Here is a 20,055-nt window from a genome sequence, read left to right on the forward strand (position 1 = left end):
TGATATAGCTCATTCCTTGCCCTATATGCTCTTGAGGTCCAGACGTTGGGTGAAAGTAATCAAAAAATAGATTTTCTAGCTCAGCTGTTGGGTCTTTTGTTTTAAGTGTGTAAATATTTTTTAGGATTTATCTTTACCTAAATCATAACACTTAAAACAATGAAAAAAAAAGAGACAGTTAAAGATGGGATAAGCAAGGCCATAGATGTACTGATAGAATCAGGTGTAGACCTTTCCAGACTTTTTGGTCAAGACGGCTTACTCAAACAATTAAGTAAGCGTCTTGTAGAAAAAGCATTACAGTCAGAAATGGATGACCATTTAGGTTATAATAAGTATGCACGTAGTGATTCAGAGAATGCACGTAATAGATTATCCAGTAAGCAAGTTATTACTGATAATGGCGTTATATCGGTTGAAGTACCCAAAGATAGAGCATCGACTTTTGAACCTATTTTATTGCCTAATCGTCAAACAAGAATTCCTGGTTTGGATGATAAGATCTTATCTTTATATGCTAAAGGTATGAGTCTGTCAGATATTCAGATTCAAATACAGGAATTATATGGCGCAGAAGTAAGTGAAAGCCTGATAAGTAACATCACAGACTCTATTATTGAAGATGTTAAGATATGGCAAAATCATCCCTTAGAATCAGTCTATTCTATTGTTTTTTTTGATTGCTTTGTAGTTAAAGTTAGACAAGATAAGCGCATCATCAACAAGGCAGTCTATGTCGCTTTAGGTATAGATAGATCTAGCATAAAGGATGTTTTAGGGCTTTGGATGAGTGAAAATGAAGGGGCTAAATTTTGGTTAGGCAATTTAACAGAACTCAAAAATCGGGGTATGAACGATGTGCTCATTGCATGTACAGATAATTTGTCAGGCATGTCTGAGGCCATTTCTGCTGTATACCCAAAAACGGAACATCAGCTCTGTATTGTTCATGCAATTAGGGGTAGTTTGCAGTATGTTTCTTATAAACATAGAAAGGTATTAGTTGCTAATTTAAAACCAATTTATACAGCAGTTACCGAGCAAGAAGCATTGATGACCTTAGAAGCTTTTGCTACTAAGTGGAATCAACAATACCCACAAATAGCCCAATCTTGGTATGCTAACTGGGATGATCTGATGGTATTTTTACAGTACCCTAATGCCATACGTAAGGTCATTTACACAACAAATGTTTGGAATCTGTAAATAGCCAATTTCGTAGAGTTACCAAAAATAAAAGAGTGTTCCCTAACGATCCAGCTATTTTTAAAACATTATATCTAACTATTAACTACATGACTAGAAAATGGACCACCTCTATTCATAACTGGAGCGAGGCTATGGCACATTTTTTAATTAAATTTGAAAACAGAATTGAATAAAACCAAAAAAATAATTTACACACTTAAGTGGACAGAGCCGATCTGTTAGGGCCTGATCTACTATATTTTAGTTAAAACCTTTAGTAGACCATCTTCAACAAATAGGATGGATACATCTGCTCCGCCTTCTCACAATAAATCTATGGTTGAAAAGTATTTTACACAATCTTTTCAAAAGACCCGCCCATGAGCTTATTTATGGAGCGGTAACTTTTAATAGATAATTGAAAAATAAAAATTAGGACTATAACCTTTGACTATATCGTTCAAGCTTTATTTTTAAGTTAAAAAAGATATACACAACGAGACCGTTGCAATAGAAAATTTTACGTGGTTTTAATATAATAATTCGGATATATTTGTAATGTTTCTAGACTAGAAATATTATTGTTTATACGTGAGTTCGGGATTTATTTGACTGATTCACAACAATTTAATATCAATTATTTAGTTAATATTTGCACCTATTTAACAAGTTTTTATATCTAATTTTATAAATATAATATATATAATAAACTGATTACCAGAATTATTTGTTATTCAACTACCTATTTAACTGTCTAATAAAACAAATTTTATAAATTTTCATTGATATTGATTATCAAATGAAAAAATAATCTAATCCCGAACTCACGTTTTATGTATTTTTAATACTTAAAAGTAACTATTAGGCGATAATTACCTCTATCTTATAAAAACTTAGTTTTCTATTGCAATGGCCTCACAACGTTCTTTCGTTAACCCTACAAATCTATTGATAACTTCTTTATATCCTTAATTAATTGAGCAATTTTACCGAATAGGTCCATTCTCTCAGAAGCAACAGCACTTATTTCTGTTTCAATGATCTTTAAATCATGAATTATTTCAGCTACTCTATGATCACTTTGTATTTTTACCATGATATTTTCTAGAGCAGCTAATAGATTCCCCATTCTAGAGCCTGGTTGGACTGCCTGTTTAGCTTTCACTAAAGCATCCACCACATTCTGCTTATGTATACTACCTACATCTCCCGTTTGGACTAATGAGACCATAAGGTCTTTCAACTTGCATAACAATTCAAAAATTACAAGCAATATTGTAAACATATATTTTATTTAGTTGATTTTTCAGTTGGCCATTACACCTCTATGATTGACGTTTCGCATGCCCATAACAGATGGGTGCATCTATAGTACAGCTATTTATTGTCCCACTTTGGGAGAAAAACCCCGCACTTGAAGTGCGTCGTTTCAACATACTTAGACGGTAAAGATGCAGTATTAACCCATCTGTCGCGTAGCTGATTTAAGTAAGGCCCTGCGTTATTTACAAGAAAGTGGATTAACCATATTGGCTTGTCATGCACAAGCTAAGCAATTACTGTATAAGATAGATTTCAAACTTCCTGTTGCACTTATTTTAGGTGGAGAAGGGGTTGGTATAGCTGTAAAACATTTAAGATTAGCGACCCATCATATTTGTATTCCTATGCAAGGCCCTATTGGTTCTTTTAATGTCTCTGTGGCAGCTGGTATCATGCTCTACGAAGTATTTCGGAAACGTTTTGCATAAGGGTGTTGTCTATACCCTTCAGGGAAGGACGTCCATGAAAAAATATACTGGACTGAAAAAATCGGACAAAAATATTTTAATTTATTTTCCATATCGTTTAGGTTTAGAGTCATACAATAAATTAATCAAATGGGTAGAAAGTAAGATTAGGCATTTTAGTTCGGAAGAAAAAACTAAGATAGTATTCGCTTTACTAAAAGAAGATTTAACGCTAGTTGAGCTGTCTTCCAAATATGGCGTCACTAGTAAAACCCTTTAAAATTGGAAGCGTCAATTTTTAGAGAATGCCTCTATAGCCTTTGATCCATCCAAGGTTGTTAGTGTGTATAAAGAGGAAATTAGCACACTTAAGCATCAAAACGATGCACTTGCGAAGGCTTTAGGAAAGGCTACCGTTGAGCAAGATTGGGCAGTGGGCAAGCTAAAGAGCTTGGATTTACTAAATAAGCAAAGTCTTGTCAGATCCAAGCTTCCCAACTTATCCAAGGCAAGACAATGTGCATTATTATCGATACATCGCTCTTTGATATACTACAAAGCTAGGGAATTAAGTGGTTGTAATACATCTGTTTTAAACAAAATAGATTCAATCTACAGGGAACATCCGGAATATGGTTATCGCTATATATACAATCAGCTACAAGAGGATGGCGATACCGTTGATTACGTTCAGTCCCCAGGTCTTTCATCTTAAAAACTGAATAGTTCGATAGGCTTTAAAGCCTATATATGCGACGCTAGTTTAAAAGATGAATTAAATGTAATATATATATTTTAAATCATGAAATATATAAGAATTGATCTAGGAAAAAGTAGTTTTGTAGTAGCTTTTCCCCAAGAGAAAGGATACCGTACCATCACCTATAAGAATGATACTAAAGGAATCGAAACCTTTTTAGCTCAACTTGATAAAGCATCGTATCACTGTGTCTTAGAAGCTACAGGAAACTATGGCGCTTTATTACTGCAGATGCTTACAGAACGAGGCCGTTGTGATAGATTTCTATTATAATATTTTTAGGGTTGTTTAGACTGATTTTTGGTATTAAAGTGGTATTAATTTTATTATTTATTGATTTTCATGTACTTTTATTGCATTTTAGACAGACCATTCCCCTAAAGACCTCTTAATATGATATTTGGCGACCTGTATAAGTTATAGGCTATTGCTTCGATAACGTGTTGCGTATGAGTTTTAGAAAGTCCTATGTAGCGAGCTCCTGAGCTTCGGAACCAACTTTTAATACTTCCAAATACACGTTCTACTTTATACCTGGTTTTAGCTACCAATGTATTAAACCGTTTAGCAGTAGGTGATAAAGGATTATTTCTAGTGGCTTTCTTCTGAATAGCTGATTTTAAGGCTTTATTCTTTAATAAGGTTTCATTAGGTGATCCGCTATAGCCCTTATCTGCATATAGCCTACTACCTACTTTTAGCTCTACTTTATCCAGTAAGACTTGTAAATGAGCACTATCATGACTAGATGCTTTTGTGGTACTGACTGCTAGGACTAAGCCTTCTTTACTTTCCACAAGGATGTGACGCTTATACCCATAGTAGAGATTATCTCCTTTTTTTGTCCAACTCGCTTCTGGATCTACACCTTTTTGATAACTTTCGGCTACAATTATAGTGCCATCTTCATGGAGATCATAGCTTTTTTTACTTTTAGGGCGCCTAGGGGTAGGCGTAATAGAGGCATCAACAACTGCACCATGTTGAACTAATACACCATGACTAGATAGTTGATCGTTAATTATTTTCAATAACCTTTCTAGGGCCTGCTTCTCCGTAAGCGCAGTCCTAAACCTGCTTAATACGCTATGATCTGGAACAGAACTATCCATGGAAATACGACAAAATCTGCTGAAAGTGATACGATCATTTACTTCTTCTTCTACTTGATAGTCACTCAGAGCATACGATGTTTGAAGCAACAGCATTTTAAATAAAAGAAGCGGGCTATAAGCTGCCTTTCCTGATAAACACAAACCTTTAGGATAATACAAGAAAAGTTCTTTTTCTATTACTTTCCAAGTAATCAGCTTATTAAGCTGATCGAAAAAAGTATGCTTACACTTACGTTGACTGGCTGAAATATCTGCAAAACTTAATTGATTATTTGTTTTGACGGCCATAACAATATTATTAAAAAGCTTAAGTTTAAACGATTAAAGAATCAACCTAATTTAACCATTGTATAACACTAAAAGTCACTTTTTATAACAAAGCTTAAAACTCTATTGCAACAACCTCGTGTTGTGGTTTAAATAAATATACAACCTGAAAAATATTTACACACTTAAAACAAAAGACCCGAACATAGCTCTATCGAGAACGTGGGTTTGGAAGTATTAAAAGTTGGTTCCGAAGTTCAGGGGCTCGTTATATAGGTTTCAGAAATTATTATACGTCGTTCATCCTGTTTTCTGTACAGACAGATGAGGTGGCTTACTGAGACCTCATCTAGGAACCTATCTCCAAGGTCAACTGGCTCTATTTGGGTGCGTAGTGACTAATATTGCTATACGTCTTCAGCGGAGATTAGTTTTTCCACATCTCCCGAGACAATGAGCGACAGATTCAGGGTAATTTTCTCCAATGGCCATTCCCACTACTCCAGTTCTTCTAGATTTGCCACGGTGTCAGTTGGGAAACGTGACCGAATTACTCTGGCAGGATTACCTCCTACGATTGCATAGGCAGGTACGTCAGAAGTTACGACTGAGCGGGATGCAATGATCGCACCATTTCCAACATCAACACCCGGCATAAGTAACGCTTCATATCCAATCCATACATCATTTCTAATGACAGTATCTCCTTTATAACGTGAGTTCGGGATTAGCTTGTTAAAAAATAGCTTTAAAAAGCTCCTTTGTGTTTTAAATTTGGAGATAAAAAAATACTAACCAGATTACCCAAAGGAGCTAGTTATGAATGTAGAAAAGTTAGTTGAAATATATTATGCTGTTGATGAATTTCTCATAAAGTTTATGCCGTATATGGAAAAACAACTGTTAACCAACTCTAAAAGAAAACCCACTAGAACTTGTTCATTAACTTTGAGTGAAATAATGACTGTTCTTATTGCCTTTCATGTGATTGGTTTTAGAAATTTTAAGTCTTATTATATTCATTTACAGCAATTTCATTCTAGTAAATTTGGAAAGTTAGTAAGCTAGAATAGATTTGTAGAACTGATCCAAAGAACGTTAGTTCCCTTGTACTGTTTTACACAAAGTCTTTCTAAAACAAAAACAGGTTGTTATTTTATGGATGCAACAGCCATCAAGGTTTGCCATATCAAAAGAGCCTATACGCACAGGGTTTTTAAATCGATTGCTACTAAAGGTAAAACCAGCATCGGTTGGTTTTTTGGATTAAAGTTGCACTTGATAGTCAATGATTTAGGAGAAATTATGAATTTTCAACTGACCACAGGTAAAACTAATGATAGGCTTCCTGTAGAAAATTTGTGTAAACACTTGATGGGTAAAATGTTTGCCGATAAAGGTTACATAAGCAAAGATTTATTTGAAAAACTGATCGAGAAAGGCGTGGAACTCATTACCCAGATCAGAAAAAATATGAAAAATTCTTTTATGCCACTTTGGGATAAACTGATGCTTAGAAAACTATCTATAATTGAAACTATTATAGATCAGCTCAAAAATATTAGCCAGATAGAACATTCCAGGCATAGAAGCATACCTAATTTTCTAGTCAATTTGATAACTGGAATTACAGCTTATGCACTAAAAGAGAAAAAACCTTCTATAACTAATATATATATGACTGGTTCACAATACGTCTAATCCCGAACTGAGGTTACTATTAAAAATGGCTGATCAAGAAGTAGTTTATCTATGCAAATAGAAACCAATTTGTATCAACGTCAGTCAGGTGCCATCACTAATTTTGATCAACAATTACCTCCCACACACGCCGCCCTAGGCCAGGCTACCCTAAAAAATCCTTGTTTATTTGACTTTCTAAGTCTTGGGGATGAAGCCCATGAAAGAGAATTAGAAAAAGGACTCGTTGCACACATTGAAAAATTTCTACTTGAATTAGGTGAAGGATTTGCCTTCTTAGGGCGTCAATATCATCTTCAAGTTGAAGAGCAAGATTTTTGTATAGACCTATTATTTTACCATATTAAGCTTGGTTCTTTTATAGTTATAACGTGAGTTCGGGATTTATTTTACTGATTTACAACAATTTAATATCAATTATTTAGTTAATATTTGCACCTATTTAAGAAGTTTTTATATCTAATTTTATAAATATAATATATATAATAAACTGATTATCAGAATTATTTATTATTCAACTACCTATTTAACTGTCTATAAAACAAATTTTATAAATTTTTATTAATATTGATTATAAAATGAATAAAATAATCTAATCCCGAACTCACGTTTATAGAGTTGAAATCTGGAAATTTCAAGCCTGAATATGTAGGAAAAATGAATTTTTATCTTTCTGCTGTGGATGACTTATTACGCCACTCAAACGATCATCCTTCTATTGGGTTAATTCTATGCCGATCTAAGGTAGGCGTTTTAGCAGAATATACATTACGTGATATAAATAAGCCGATAGGCCTTTCAACATACAGACTTACTAAGAATTTGCCTGAAAAATTACAAAAAGTGCTTCCAACCATTGAAGAATTGGAAGCAGAACTTGTTAAGTTCGTATTCCGCACCAGGATCATAGATAAATTTTAATTTAATCTTTTATAAACTAATTGGATTGAATTTTTCTGTCATTAGCTTACTAATGTATTCGAATGTTAAAAGAAGAACAAATTATAGGCAGCTTAGTCCTAGATCATTTAGAATTAATTTCCAGTGTAATAACGTGAGTTCGGGATTAGATTATTTTTTCATTTGATAATCAATATCAATGAAAATTTATAAAATTTGTTTTATTAGACAGTTCAATAGGTAGTTGAATAACAAATAATTCTGGTAATCAGTTTATTATATATATTATATTTATAAAATTAGATATAAAAACTTCTTAAATAGGTGCAAATATTAACTAAATAATTGATATTAAATTGTTGTAAATCAGTAAAATAAATCCCGAACTCACGTTGTTACTCTTTTTTCCTATTGCTAGAAAGTGTTGTCAGAAAGCTAAACGGATACAAAGTATTACAAAACAATAGATCTATTAGACCTTAACTGTTTAGTCCCAAAGTGTAGTGATATATTCTACGAAAGTGGTATATTTTACTTATCCTTAGCAAGTAGAGAACAATTATGGGACAATTATTACACGGCTGCGCCAAAACGACAATTAGAGTTCGTAAAGACATACAAGAGAGTACACAGAGTCTAGCTTCCCTTGCACGACATTACGGCATCAACATAAAAACCGCTTCAAAATGGAAAAATCGTTCATTTTTTGAAGATGTAGCCATAGGACCTAAAGAGCGAAAATCAACAGTTTTAACCAGAGAGGAAGAAGGTATAACTATTCCTGTCGTAGGCATGCCCTTCTACCGTTAGATGATTGTCTATATGCGCTGCAAATAGTTATTCCGCATTTGACTCGTTCGAGTTTGCACCGTTGTTTACAACGGCATGGAATAAGTTGTTTGCCTGAATCTGTAGAGAAAGAACATACAGCTAAAAAGAAGTTTAAAGTATATCCTATTGGTTATTTCCATATCGATATTGCAGAAGTGAGTACTGAAGGAGGCAAATTATATTTATTTGTAGCCATTGATCGAACCTCTAAATTTGTTTATGTGGAGCTACATCCCAAAATGACTAAAATGATAGCTGCAACTTTTCTCGAAAATGTGATTAAATCGACTCCTTGTAAAATACATACTATACTCACAGACAATGGGATCCAGTTTTGTAATAGGCAAAAAGATCGCCACAGTTTTGTACATATTTTCGATCTAGTCTGTTTAGCCAATGGAATTGAGCATCGTCTCACAAAAGTGAACCATCCCTGGACAAATGGACAAGTGGAACGAATGAATAGAACTCTTAAAGATGCTACGGTGAAAAAATACTATTATCAATCTCATGAGCATCTAAAAACGCATCTTTATCATTTTATTATAGCTTATAATCACGCTAAACGGCTTAAAACACTTAAGGGACTTTCACCTTATGAGTTTATTTGTAAGCAGTGGGAGAAAAAGCCTGAATTATTTCATACTAATCCTTACCACTACACTTTGGGACTAAACACTTAACCACCCATAGATTTATCGCAGTGCCTAATGGTACCTTGCTGCCTGGTGCGGGCTTTTGGCGCATAACGGTACCGATGGTTGTATGGTTGTTTGTAACATGATGCAATACTCCTATCCGCATCCCCTGCTCGAGTAGTATTAGATGCGCTTCCTCTAAAGGCATTGCTAGTACATTTGGCACCTCAATGATTTGGTTGCCTAATCCACCGCTAACGACTAAATCAATCTTTGATCCTTTATGAATCAGTTTGCCAGGAGGTATAGGATGGCGATTATGCCATTGTTCTAAAACAGCAAATTTTGTAACGTCAGGGACATACTTGATCTTACCTAATTTTAATCCCTTGTCCTGCAGGAGTAATTTTGCCTGTTTAATAGAACCTTCAATAAGGTTGGGCATGGATACAAGTGGCGGATTTTCTGCATTTAGGGTCAAATAGATTTTTCTGTTTTGCTTCACCCAAGCACCTGCTGCAGGAAATTGTTGTAAAACGGTAAAGGGAGGTAGTTGTTCAGAGTAACCATTGTTATCGGTTATAACGTAACGCAAATGAGCTTTGCTAAGCTTTTCATCTACTCCCTCTAAGTGTACACCTGTTAGATCAGGTACTTGAACGATTTTACCTTGATGGGTAATATAAGGCAATACGATATAGAAAAAGATATATAGCATTGTTATACTTAAGCAAAACATGCACACAAGGTGTTTGAATATCTTTTTTAGCTTTTCCTTGTTCATATATCTGAGGTTAGTGCTGCTACAGAAGTAGAAAAATTTCTTTTGGTGTACCCATATTGAATAATGGCATCTATAAAATCAAATGGTGCATAGCCATTTAAGGCACATTGGTGAAAAATACAGGTAGCTGGTGTCATAGCAGGTAACGCATTGATTTCAATCACCCAAACTTCTACTTTTTGATGGGCATAGATTTTTACAAAGGCATCTATTCTGGCATAGCCTTGTAGATTTAAAGCTTCTGCAATAGTTACCAGTTGGCTCTTGACACTTTTGCTAATCATTGCAACTGCTTTAGGATCGCTATGAAAACGTGCCGGGGTAATATTATGCCCTTCTCCTGCTAAAAATTTCTCTTCTAATGAAAGTATCGCATCTGCTGCTATGGTTTCTGATGGTTCAAAGACTTCATAGAAGGTGCTGCCATTAGGATCCATATGGGTCAGTAAGCCCGTTGTGGTTTCTAAACAATGAAGGCTTTCTGGATCTTTTTGGATCAGCGCTTCTAGCAGAAATCGTTCTTGCTTAGGAATATAGTCTGCTGCATGCAACCCCAATATTTGCATTAGATCAACGGAAATCAGCGGTTTATTTCTAAAACTAGCCGATGCATAAGCAATCAACATGGCGCTATAGGTGATGCGTACAACCCCTGCACTACAACCGTCATCTACTGGTTTGGCCATAATAGGATAAGTAAACGCCTCCTCTATCGTATGGATAGCGCCATCCTGATCATACGTCCAATCTTTTTTTGTGATCAAAAGCTGTTGTGCAATGGGAAAGCCCTTTTGAGCTAAAAATTGATTGGTTGCATACTTATCGATGGTTAAGGCAGTAGTGGCTATACCAGATCCGTTATAAGGTATATCATAGGCCTCTAGTATCCTTTGCAAGGTGCCATCTTCTCCAGGTCTACCATGCAAGGCTATAAAGATAAAATCTACTCTTTCTTTTAAGGCAGGAAAGGTAAGTTCTTCCGGTGTAAAAATAGCATCTTTTGCATAATTTTTTGTAATAGAGGCAGCTTCTTGCCTAATAGAGGCTACTAATGCTTCTGATTGATGCAATATAGTTGGATCTAAGAGCGCATCATGGATATCATCTGCATTATCTTTTAACAACAGGGAAGCAGGTAGTGTAAAAATACGATAAGCCTCCCTAGAGCCAGATAAAAAAAGTGGAAGGGGCTCATATTTGGTAGAGGCAGCCAACTTACTATAGACATTCCGTCCGCTTTCTAATGATATATGTCGTTCGGGCGTAAACCCGCCCATTAGCACACCTATTTTTTGGTTCACCACTTTTCTATTCCTTAAGTTGATACATTGCCCATTCAGCTCTATGGCTAGGTTACAAAACAAGCCAAAAAGAACAGTTTCCACTCAGCCTTCTTGAAACATTACCTTAAGACAAGAAAAAATACCCCTTGTAAAAAATTGCGATGAGCAAGTAGACCAGCTGAGGCGCAAAACAGTTTAATTAGAGCCGCATGGCGGCTTCTGTTTTTCCTGATGTGCTTTCAGCAACCTTTTCCATCAGCGCTTGATTTTTGCTTACTTTTTGATCAAACAAACCGTAAAATACAACTTCTTTAGGCCGGTTCTAATTCATTATTATCAGGTTATACTTCACTTGGTGGCACTTGCGGCACATCTTCAGCAGGTATCTCTTTAGCTTCTTTCGCAAAGCGTTTCCCTATTAAACGCTCTAAATCTGACTTAAGAATGGTTTCTCTTACCAATAAAGCTTCAGCCAAAAGGGTTAGTTTATCGATCTTTTCTTTAAGCAATCCTTTCACCCGTTCATAGGCACCATCTATAATTGCTTTTACCTCTTCATCTATAGTATAGGCTGTTTTTTCCGAGTAAGGTTTTGTAAAAGTATAGTCTGCTTGTTTAGCATTGTGGAAAGAGAGGTGCCCCACTTTAGGGTTCATGCCATAGACTGTAACCATACTGTAGGCCAATTTAGTAGTACGCTCTAAATCATTTAGGGCACCAGTAGAAATTTTTCCAAAAATAAGTTCCTCAGCTGCTCTTCCTCCCAATGCCATAGCCAATTCGTCTAACAATTGATTTTCCTGATAAACAAACTGCTCTTTCGGCAAATACTGTGCATAACCCAATACGGCTATACCACGTGGTATAATACTTACTTTCACCAGTGGGTGTGCATGTTCTAAAAACCATCCAGCAATCGCATGGCCTGCTTCGTGGTAAGCTATTATTTTTTTCTCTTCTGGAGAGATAAGTTTATTTTTTTTTTCCAATCCACCAATAATTCGATCTATAGCTGCATGAAAGTCGCTCATGGTTACAAATTTCTTATTTTTTCTAGCTGCTATTAAAGCTGCTTCATTACACATATTAGAGAGATCGGCTCCAGAGAATCCTGGTGTTTGTTCTGCCAGTTGTTTAATCCGGATGTGTCGTTCTAGCTTTAATCCTTTGCTATGGTAGCGTATAATCTCTTCTCTATCCAATATATCTGGGTTATCTATGGTAACCTGTCTATCAAATCTTCCTGGACGCAGCAGGGCAGGATCTAATACCTCTGCTCTATTGGTAGCACCTATCACAATCACACCAGAATTGGTTGAAAAACCATCCATTTCTACCAAGAGGGAGTTCAAAGTATTTTCACGTTCATCATTCACGCCAGGCATATTGGCCTTACCCCGTGTTCTGCCCACTGCGTCTATTTCATCGATAAAAATAATACAAGGTGCCTTTTCCTTTGCTTTTTTAAAGAGGTCACGGACACGAGCCGCACCTATGCCCACAAACATTTCCACAAAGTCTGATCCAGAGAGACAAATAACAGGCACACCTGCTTCCCCAGCTACCGCTTTGGCCAGTAAGGTTTTACCTGTTCCTGGAGGACCTACAAGCAGCACACCTTTAGGAATTTTTCCACCAAGCAGGGTAAACTTTTCAGGCATTTTTAAAAAGTCTACCACCTCCTTTACCTCTTCCTTAGCTTCTTTCATGCCAGCTACATCTTGGAATGTAACTTTTAACTGATTATCTCTATCAAAAATAGTTGCTTTTAATGTATTCATATTAAAAAGCTGTGTGCCGGGGCCTGCCATACCATTACCTGGTTTACGAATAAAGAACCAGTAGATAAGGAATAGAGTGAGCAAAAAAGACCAGTTGATAAAACTAGCAGGTTCTGAATGTTCTTCGCAAGTGTAACCTATTCTAGCTTCAGGGGCCATTTTGGCTTCTATGTCTGCAAATTTTTTATCAAAAATATCGAAATTCGGTATTCGAAACGTGTAGACCAATCCACTGGCACTTTTCCAGGCACTTCTTCCTGCTAATTCCTTTTGATAACGCTCTTTTTTTAATGCATCCTCTTTAAGGACTACTTCCACTAGGTGTTGATTGGTGATTAAAGTAACCGACTTTACCTCCTGGTTTAGCATCATTGATTCAAAACGTTTCTCAGAAATAGCAATCGAACTTTTTTCCTTGCTGTAGTAAAAAAGCAACCCCAATATGACTAATATAGCTAATACAAAAATGGACTGAGGAGCATTGTGTTGCACAAATTTTTTTTCTCTTTGTTTCATAATTTGATTTAAATTGAATAGCTGTTTTTTTGCTAAGTGAATAGGTAAATTTACAAAAAGGCACTGAAAAAGAACATAAAAAAGAACTAAATAATGGCTTATGGGCAAAGGGATACCTTGTACCAGTTTGCGTCTATACCTTTATGTATGATTGGCGTTATGCAGCTTTTTATTATTGTGTTGCCTCCATATATCTACCTTCCACTACTTCCCAGTAAATAATTTTCCAAAAAGCTTCTATATAGGCCAAGCGTCTATTTTGGTAAAGAAGGTAATAGGCATGCTCCCATAAATCTAGTCCTAAAATAGGCACACCTTGTTCTTGAACAGGGGTGGTGTTCATAAGTGGATTATCTTGATTGTTGGTTGTAGAAATAAGCAAACTACCATCTTTCTTAGCTACAGATAGCCAAGCCCATCCAGAACCAAAGTGTGCTGCTGCGGCTGCTGTAAAAGCTTCTTTGAATCCTTGAAAGCTTCCAAATGATTTTTCTAATACATGCAATAAGTTTGTTCCAGGTGCTTGGGCACCATTAGGTTTCAGGCTATCCCAGAAAAATAAATGGTTAAAGTGGCCACCAGCGTTGTTGCGCACAACAGTATGGTAGGCGCTTATATCTTTTAGAAGGTGGGTCAATACCGATATTTCGGCTCCTTCTGCGGTTGCTATTGCGGTACCGGCTATAGCCTGATTGAGTTTATCCACATAAGTTTGATGGTGTTTGGTATGGTGGATCTCCATAGTTTGGGCATCTATGTAGGGTGCTAATCCATTGTAGGCATAAGGCAAGGCGGGAAGTGCAAGAATCATAAGCATTTACGTTTATAGAATAAAGAATACAATTAGCTTGTTGTGCTACAATATAGTGTTTCTTAACTTTTTAAAAAAACAAATCAGCAATTGGTTGCTTTCTTTTGCTAAAATATCTGGTTGGACTGCTGTTCGTGGGTGCAGCGCAGCTTTAGAAAGGGTTTGATAGCCTCTTTTATGGTCACTAGCGCCAAAAACAAGTCGCTGTATTTGAGACCAGTAGAGTGCACCACTACACATGATACAGGGTTCTAGGGTAACATATAGGGTACAGTTAAGGAGGTATTTGCTACTGAAATAATTAGCAGCAGCAGTTATGGCCAATAGTTCTGCATGAGCCGTTGGATCTTTTAGTCGTTCTACTTGGTTATAGGCACGTGCAATAATCTTATGATCCGCTACAATCACCGCTCCAACCGGCACCTCTCCTAATTCAGCTGCACGTGTTGCTTCTTGTAACGCTGCTTGCATAAAGAAAGCATCGTCATTGACAGGTTGTATGCGGCTCATGTAATACGCATTTGATGGCACATAGTTTAGTAGACTATTTAAGTACGGCTAATTTAGCAAAGTTTAGGCTACACTTACACAAAGTATATTGGAATTGGCAATATATTTTAGTAATATTTCATTGAAGATCAGCCTATTTAAGAGTTATTACAAGTAGTAGTTGTATGGCATGGTAAAACCCATGCACCAAGCGGTCTATTTACCATATAGGTGTGTCCTTCATCTATTGGTATCTTCTCTTTATGGCATGGACCTGCACTACATTAAACTATAATTGAAAATCAATTACGCCTATGGATATAAACAAAAACAAATCGATCCGCAAGGGTTTTATATTGTCAAAAACAATATTTCCAGCAGTTGGTGCACTTTTACTAGGCACCCAAGCGGGGTGCAATGGACTTGATAAGCATTTGGGTATGATGGAGCTAGGTAACCTGAGTTCGGGATTAGCTTGTTAAAAAATAGCTTTAAAAAGCTCCTTTGTGTTTTAAATTTGGAGATAAAAAAATACTAACCAGATTATCTAAAGGAGCCAGTTATGAATGTAGAAAAATTAGTTGAAATATATTATGCTGTTAATGAATTTCTCATAAAGTTTATGCCGTATATGGAAAAACAACTGTTAACCAACTCTAAAAGAAAACCCACTAGAACTTGTTCATTAACTTTGAGTGAAATAATGACTGTTCTTATTGCCTTTCATGTGATTGGTTTTAGAAATTTTAAGTCTTATTATATTCATTTACAGCAATTTCATTCTAGTAAATTTGGAAAGTTAGTAAGCTAGAATAGATTTATAGAACTGATCCAAAGAACGTTAGTTCCCTTGTACTGTTTTACACAAAGTTTTTCTAAAACAAAAACAGGTTGTTATTTTATGGATGCAACAGCCATCAAGGTTTGCCATATCAAAAGAGCCTATACGCACAGGGTTTTTAAATCGATTGCTACTAAAGGTAAAACCAGCATCGGTTGGTTTTTTGGATTAAAGTTGCACTTGATAGTCAATGATTTAGGAGAAATTATGAATTTTCAACTGACCACAGGTAAAACTAATGATAGGCTTCCTGTAGAAAATTTATGTAAACACTTGATGGGTAAAATGTCTGCCGATAAAGGTTACATAAGCAAAGATTTATTTAAAAAACTGATCGAGAAAGGCGTGGAATTCATTACCCAGATTAGAAAAAATATGAAAAATGCTTTTATGCCACTCTGGGATAAACTGATGCTTAGAAAACGATCTATAATTGAAACTATTATAGATCAGCTCAAAAATATTAGCCAGATAGAACATTCCAGGCATAGAAGCATACCTAATTTTCTAGTCAATTTGATAACTGGAATTACAGCTTATGCACTAAAAGAGAAAAAACCTTCTATAACTAATATATATATGACTGGTTCACAATACGTCTAATCCCGAACTGAGGTTAGTAGGCTTCTATTTGTCTGAAAGTGAAGGTGCTAACTTCTGGCTAGGTGTACTTAACGAACTTAAGGAAAGGGGTGTAGAAGATATCCTTATTGTCTGCGTTGATGGCCTAAAAAGCTTCCCTTCAGCCATAAATACCGCTTTTCCTAATATACAAGTTCAGGTCTGTATAGTACATCAGATACGCAACACACTCAAGTATGTAGCTAGCAAAGATGTAAAATTTTTTTAACTGATTTAAAGCAAATATATCAAGCTTCAAGTAAGGAAGTTGCTGAACATTATCTATTGGAACTGGAAGAAAAATGGGAAAAAAAGTATCAGATGGTTACCAAATCTTGTCAAAATAATTGGGAGCATTTATCTGCTTATTTTAGGTATTCAGGTCCTGTCAAAAGGCTAATTTATACAACCAATCCCATAGAAAGCTTGCAAAGGCAGATTAGACAATTTACTAAGACAAAGGGGGCATTTACCAGTATAAATTCCTTGTATAAATTAGTATATTGTGCCATAAAAAAGATGGAAGAAAAGTGGACTATGCCCGTGCGAGAATGGGCATTAACGATATCTCAGCTCGACATCTTTTTTCCCGGTAGGTTAAAGTTCGAGTTGAGATAGGGCCGTACTGTGACACAGTTCATTGAACACTTCCTAGAATAAATCAGTCCAGTATAGTCCGGTATATCAACTCAATAGATGTTATTTCCGTTTACTTTTATATGTTTCCATATCATTTATTATGCATCTTTTTTAAGCACAAGAAGCAAAAATATTTTATTGCTATTGTTCATTTTTTATTTTTTTTGTTACCTAGTTTTTTTCTCCACGCTAAGGAAAAAATAAGAACGCCTCATTTTAGTATTTTGTTTGATAAAAGTACCACTCACTCAGCACAGCGTATAGCCAACACGTTAGAAACAATATATCAACCTGTCTCTAAAACATTGGGCGTATATCCTAGTCCTATTCGCTTAGTAGTCAATAATGGATCTACTCTGCTGAATGGATATTTTAAACATCTTCCACGCCATATATCTTTTTATACCTTACACCCTTCTGATCCCTATTTTATTGGCAATGCTAATTGGTTCAATATGTTGTGCATACATGAGTTTAGGCATGCAGTACAACATAGTATTGAATACTATAGTACGCCTCGTTGGCTTAGACTCTTATACTTTGGATGCAATCTTATTACCCCATGCGGTGTTCCCAAATTTTTCAAGGAAGGTGATGCGGTTGGTATAGAAACAGCACTTTCAAAAGCTGGTCGAGGCCGTTTACCTGAGTGGGAAAAGATATACAGGGTCAACCTTCTAGAACGTGGTACAGCTAGTTTCGACAGACAATTGTTTGGCTCTTTGCAACATGAAATGCCATCTGAATACCACATAGGGTATTATTTTACTACACATATCCGAAGAAAATATGGTGCAGATTCCATCAAATCTATTTTTGAAAAAAGCGTTCGCAGTATGCCTTTCTTTGGATTTTACCATGCCCTAAAAAAGGTTACCAAAAAGTCGATACTAAAGGTATATGAGGATATGAACCAAGAGCTGTTGCTTAGTTGGCAAAAGCAGCTAGAGGGGTTAAAGATCACGCCTGGAACTCAGCTTACCATTAAAAAACCCAATGATAGCTTTGATTATATTAATCCATTTATTGACGCATCAGGTAACCTGATGGCTTGGAAAACAGGTATAGGTTTGCGTCCTCAACTGGTACAGGTTAGGACCTCCCTTACTGAACCCGCTACATCGAAAAAAATATTTTCATCTTTGCGAAAAGACAAGACTATATTTTACTTTATAAAGGATAATAGCCTCCCACCCGCTGCTTTTGCTATAGGAGAAGGGTGTGCAGCCTGGCTAGAAACGTGTAGCCATCCTTGGCAAGAGAATAAGCAAACCAATCGTTTACAATATTACGACTTTAAACAGAAAAAAAGGCGCACCCTTATTTCAAGCAGTAGGTATACTGCATTAGCCATGAGTCCTAATACCCATCAACTGGTTGCCGTAACAACTGACAAAACCGGTAAACATCTTCTGGTTGTTTTAGAAATGAAGTCTGGTAAAGTGGTCAAAAAAATAGATAACCCCGATGAGGGTTATTATTTAACGCCCAGTTGGTCTGGTGAAGACTATGTAATAGTAGTAAAAACCAAGAATCAACAAAATAGCATTTTGCGGATCAATGTGGCTACCAGTAAAGCAGAAATACTCTTGCCTTACACCTACGAGCATAGAAGCTACCCTAGGATATATAAAGACTATTTGCTCTATAACAGCTCGTACAATGGTATTGATAATATTTATGCGATGCATTTGCCTACAAAAGCTTGTTTTCAAGTTACCTCAAGAAAATATGGGGCTTATTTGGGAATGGTGTATCCTATAAACCATCAACTTGTTTTTAATGATTATACTAAAAATGGTATGGATATAGTTGTGATGCCTTTTGATCCTCTTTTATGGACACCTCTAGGGGCAGTAAAGGATAGGTCTGTAGGGTATTATGAGCCATTGGTTGTACAAGAACAGAACAGTGATATTTTGACAAAAGTTCCCAACCATCTATATCCCCTGACTAAATACTGTTTTGCAAAAGATAATCTTGCTTTTATTGGAGCAAACTTAAAAAAAACCAATTGGGATCATGGTGGGCTTGAGACAAGTCTCGAACCTTTTGCATTAGTAAACCTAGAGAATATCCTGAAAGCCACTCCCTATTGGTACGAAAATTGGGATATATCTAATGATATATCTAATAAGGTTAGGAATCCTAGATATATATACGAATATATGACCAGAAAAGTAGGATTAAAAGTAAGCTATACAACCTGGTATCCAATCTTGGAAGTAGATATTAAAGCTGCTAGGTATAGATGGGAAAGTATGAAAACAGCAGTTATCTCTAGGGATAGTGCTCTATACCTGTGTGAACCAAGTGAAATACCCTACTGGAAACCAAAATTAAGTTTAGGCATAAAATTGCCTTATTATTTCACTTTAGGCAGTTCTTCGGGGGAAGCATATTTAGAGGCCACAATACGTCTAAGCCCATCTGATCGAAATAAAAAAAAAGATCATACTGAAAAATATGCCTTTAGTATAACCAATTCCTCAACTAAAAGCAAAAGGGATATTCATCCACCCTGGTGCCAAAAACTTCGTATAGGTTTTGAGTATGCAAAAGAGAGTCCTAGGTTATTAAAAACATGGTATGAAAATAGGCTTTATTTTAATATTGAATTTTACATCCCAGGGATTGTCGATCACCACTATTGTAGTTTAAGTCCAACTATTGAATGGTTTAAAAAACCCGGTCATAAATTGGATTGGACACCATGTATTAACTTAGTGTATGGTTTTCCTTGGGGCTATCCAGAGTGTGGTATACCGCTTATTTGGTTTTTAGAGAAGATATGGATCGAAGGTTATTATAGTTATAAGGTTGAACCTATAAAAATACATCTGACAGAGTCCATAGGTAAAGTTGCCTATATACTTTCAGATAATTGCCAAGACACTATCACTATAGGTACAAAACTTTATTTTTTAAGTAGATTTCTAGCTAGTAAAAACATACCTGCTGTGCAAGTCTTGCTAGATTTTCCTTTTTTTAAAAAGCAGGATAATGTTTGGAAGTGCCAGTTTCCATTACCTAAACTAAGTTTCGGGATATTGCATGTAAATGATTGATTGCAATCTATTTTTATCTTACCTTTTGCTGGATCAAAAAGCAGCATACGACCATTAGAGGAGGATGTTTTTAGAAGGATTTAGTAAAGATG

General features: G+C 35.8%; 15 protein-coding genes and 5 pseudogenes. 12 read left to right on the plus strand and 8 right to left on the minus strand.

Translation table 11 applies throughout. The annotated features are described in order from the left end of the window. Positions 1 to 159: 159 nt before the first annotated feature. Positions 160 to 1,382 (plus strand): annotated as a pseudogene (locus NBW36_RS01855) (IS256 family transposase). A 743-nt stretch (positions 1,383 to 2,125) separates the two neighbouring features. On the opposite strand, the gene NBW36_RS01860 reads toward NBW36_RS01855, so the two are convergent. After that, on the minus strand, positions 2,126 to 2,419 hold the full coding sequence (locus NBW36_RS01860) for a hypothetical protein (RefSeq protein ID WP_250238757.1): 294 nt from the start codon (positions 2,417 to 2,419) through the stop codon (positions 2,126 to 2,128). A 235-nt stretch (positions 2,420 to 2,654) separates the two neighbouring features. Between NBW36_RS01860 and NBW36_RS01865 the strand changes: the two genes are divergently transcribed. The 3 genes from NBW36_RS01865 to NBW36_RS01875 all read left to right on the plus strand — a co-directional run bounded on the left by NBW36_RS01865 (position 2,655) and on the right by NBW36_RS01875 (position 3,951). Beyond that, positions 2,655 to 2,939 (plus strand): TrmH family RNA methyltransferase, encoded by a 285-nt coding sequence (locus NBW36_RS01865; RefSeq protein WP_256465603.1) that lies wholly within the window; start codon positions 2,655 to 2,657, stop codon positions 2,937 to 2,939. Positions 2,940 to 3,261: 322 nt separating this feature from the next. After that, entirely contained in the window at positions 3,262 to 3,633 is a 372-nt protein-coding gene (locus NBW36_RS01870) for a hypothetical protein (RefSeq protein ID WP_250238761.1), read from the plus strand. Between the two features lie 87 nt (positions 3,634 to 3,720). Continuing rightward, the gene (locus tag NBW36_RS01875) at positions 3,721 to 3,951 is read left to right on the plus strand and encodes a hypothetical protein (RefSeq protein WP_250238763.1); all 231 of its coding nucleotides are present in this window, start codon (positions 3,721 to 3,723) and stop codon (positions 3,949 to 3,951) included. A gap of 104 nt (positions 3,952 to 4,055) precedes the next feature. On the opposite strand, the gene NBW36_RS01880 is transcribed toward NBW36_RS01875, so the two are convergent. After that, positions 4,056 to 5,081 carry an IS5 family transposase gene (locus NBW36_RS01880; RefSeq protein WP_250238764.1) on the minus strand — a complete coding sequence of 342 codons (1,026 nt, stop codon included), beginning with the start codon at positions 5,079 to 5,081 and terminating at the stop codon, positions 4,056 to 4,058. Positions 5,082 to 5,557: 476 nt separating this feature from the next. Further along, positions 5,558 to 5,842, minus strand: a complete 285-nt coding sequence (locus NBW36_RS01885; protein WP_320412882.1) for a CatB-related O-acetyltransferase — start codon at positions 5,840 to 5,842, stop codon at positions 5,558 to 5,560. Between the two features lie 37 nt (positions 5,843 to 5,879). On the opposite strand from NBW36_RS01885, the pseudogene NBW36_RS01890 reads away from it, so the two are divergent. From NBW36_RS01890 to NBW36_RS01905, 4 genes and pseudogenes are all read left to right on the plus strand, one after another. Next, positions 5,880 to 6,761 (plus strand): annotated as a pseudogene (locus tag NBW36_RS01890) (IS982 family transposase). 51 nt (positions 6,762 to 6,812) lie between these two features. Continuing rightward, the gene (locus tag NBW36_RS01895) at positions 6,813 to 7,136 is read left to right on the plus strand and encodes a PDDEXK nuclease domain-containing protein (protein ID WP_250238766.1); all 324 of its coding nucleotides are present in this window, start codon (positions 6,813 to 6,815) and stop codon (positions 7,134 to 7,136) included. Between the two features lie 243 nt (positions 7,137 to 7,379). Next, entirely contained in the window at positions 7,380 to 7,682 is a 303-nt protein-coding gene (locus NBW36_RS01900) for a PDDEXK nuclease domain-containing protein (RefSeq protein WP_250238769.1), read from the plus strand. A gap of 540 nt (positions 7,683 to 8,222) precedes the next feature. Continuing rightward, a pseudogene (locus tag NBW36_RS01905) lies at positions 8,223 to 9,175 on the plus strand (IS481 family transposase). Here NBW36_RS01905 and NBW36_RS01910 read toward each other — a convergent pair. From NBW36_RS01910 to NBW36_RS01930, 5 genes are all read right to left on the minus strand, one after another. After that, entirely contained in the window at positions 9,138 to 9,848 is a 711-nt protein-coding gene (locus NBW36_RS01910; protein WP_250238772.1) for a PASTA domain-containing protein, read from the minus strand. The pseudogene NBW36_RS01905 and the gene NBW36_RS01910 overlap by 38 nt on opposite strands. Before the next feature lie 62 nt (positions 9,849 to 9,910). Then, positions 9,911 to 11,299, minus strand: coding sequence for a D-alanine--D-alanine ligase family protein (locus NBW36_RS01915; protein WP_250238775.1), 1,389 nt, complete (start codon positions 11,297 to 11,299; stop codon positions 9,911 to 9,913). A 239-nt stretch (positions 11,300 to 11,538) separates the two neighbouring features. Beyond that, on the minus strand, positions 11,539 to 13,494 hold the full coding sequence (gene ftsH, locus NBW36_RS01920) for an ATP-dependent zinc metalloprotease FtsH (RefSeq protein WP_250238778.1): 1,956 nt from the start codon (positions 13,492 to 13,494) through the stop codon (positions 11,539 to 11,541). A 172-nt stretch (positions 13,495 to 13,666) separates the two neighbouring features. Continuing rightward, positions 13,667 to 14,305, minus strand: coding sequence for a superoxide dismutase (locus tag NBW36_RS01925; protein WP_250238781.1), 639 nt, complete (start codon positions 14,303 to 14,305; stop codon positions 13,667 to 13,669). A 45-nt stretch (positions 14,306 to 14,350) separates the two neighbouring features. Continuing rightward, a complete protein-coding gene (locus tag NBW36_RS01930) occupies positions 14,351 to 14,815 on the minus strand; it encodes a nucleoside deaminase (protein WP_250238784.1) in 465 nt (154 codons plus the stop codon). Between the two features lie 335 nt (positions 14,816 to 15,150). Between NBW36_RS01930 and NBW36_RS05450 the strand changes: the two genes are divergently transcribed. From NBW36_RS05450 to NBW36_RS01945, 4 genes and pseudogenes are all read left to right on the plus strand, one after another. Continuing rightward, a complete protein-coding gene (locus tag NBW36_RS05450) occupies positions 15,151 to 15,276 on the plus strand; it encodes a hypothetical protein (RefSeq protein WP_256465593.1) in 126 nt (41 codons plus the stop codon). An 80-nt stretch (positions 15,277 to 15,356) separates the two neighbouring features. Continuing rightward, positions 15,357 to 16,238: pseudogene (locus tag NBW36_RS01935) on the plus strand (IS982 family transposase). A 16-nt stretch (positions 16,239 to 16,254) separates the two neighbouring features. Then, positions 16,255 to 16,874: pseudogene (locus tag NBW36_RS01940) on the plus strand (IS256 family transposase); the annotation flags it as partial. Between the two features lie 185 nt (positions 16,875 to 17,059). Then, on the plus strand, positions 17,060 to 19,963 hold the full coding sequence (locus NBW36_RS01945; RefSeq protein ID WP_250238787.1) for a hypothetical protein: 2,904 nt from the start codon (positions 17,060 to 17,062) through the stop codon (positions 19,961 to 19,963). Positions 19,964 to 20,055: the final 92 nt, after the last annotated feature.

Origin of the sequence: Cardinium endosymbiont of Oedothorax gibbosus (assembly GCF_936981045.1) — a bacterium.
GTDB lineage: Bacteria > Bacteroidota > Bacteroidia > Cytophagales > Amoebophilaceae > Cardinium.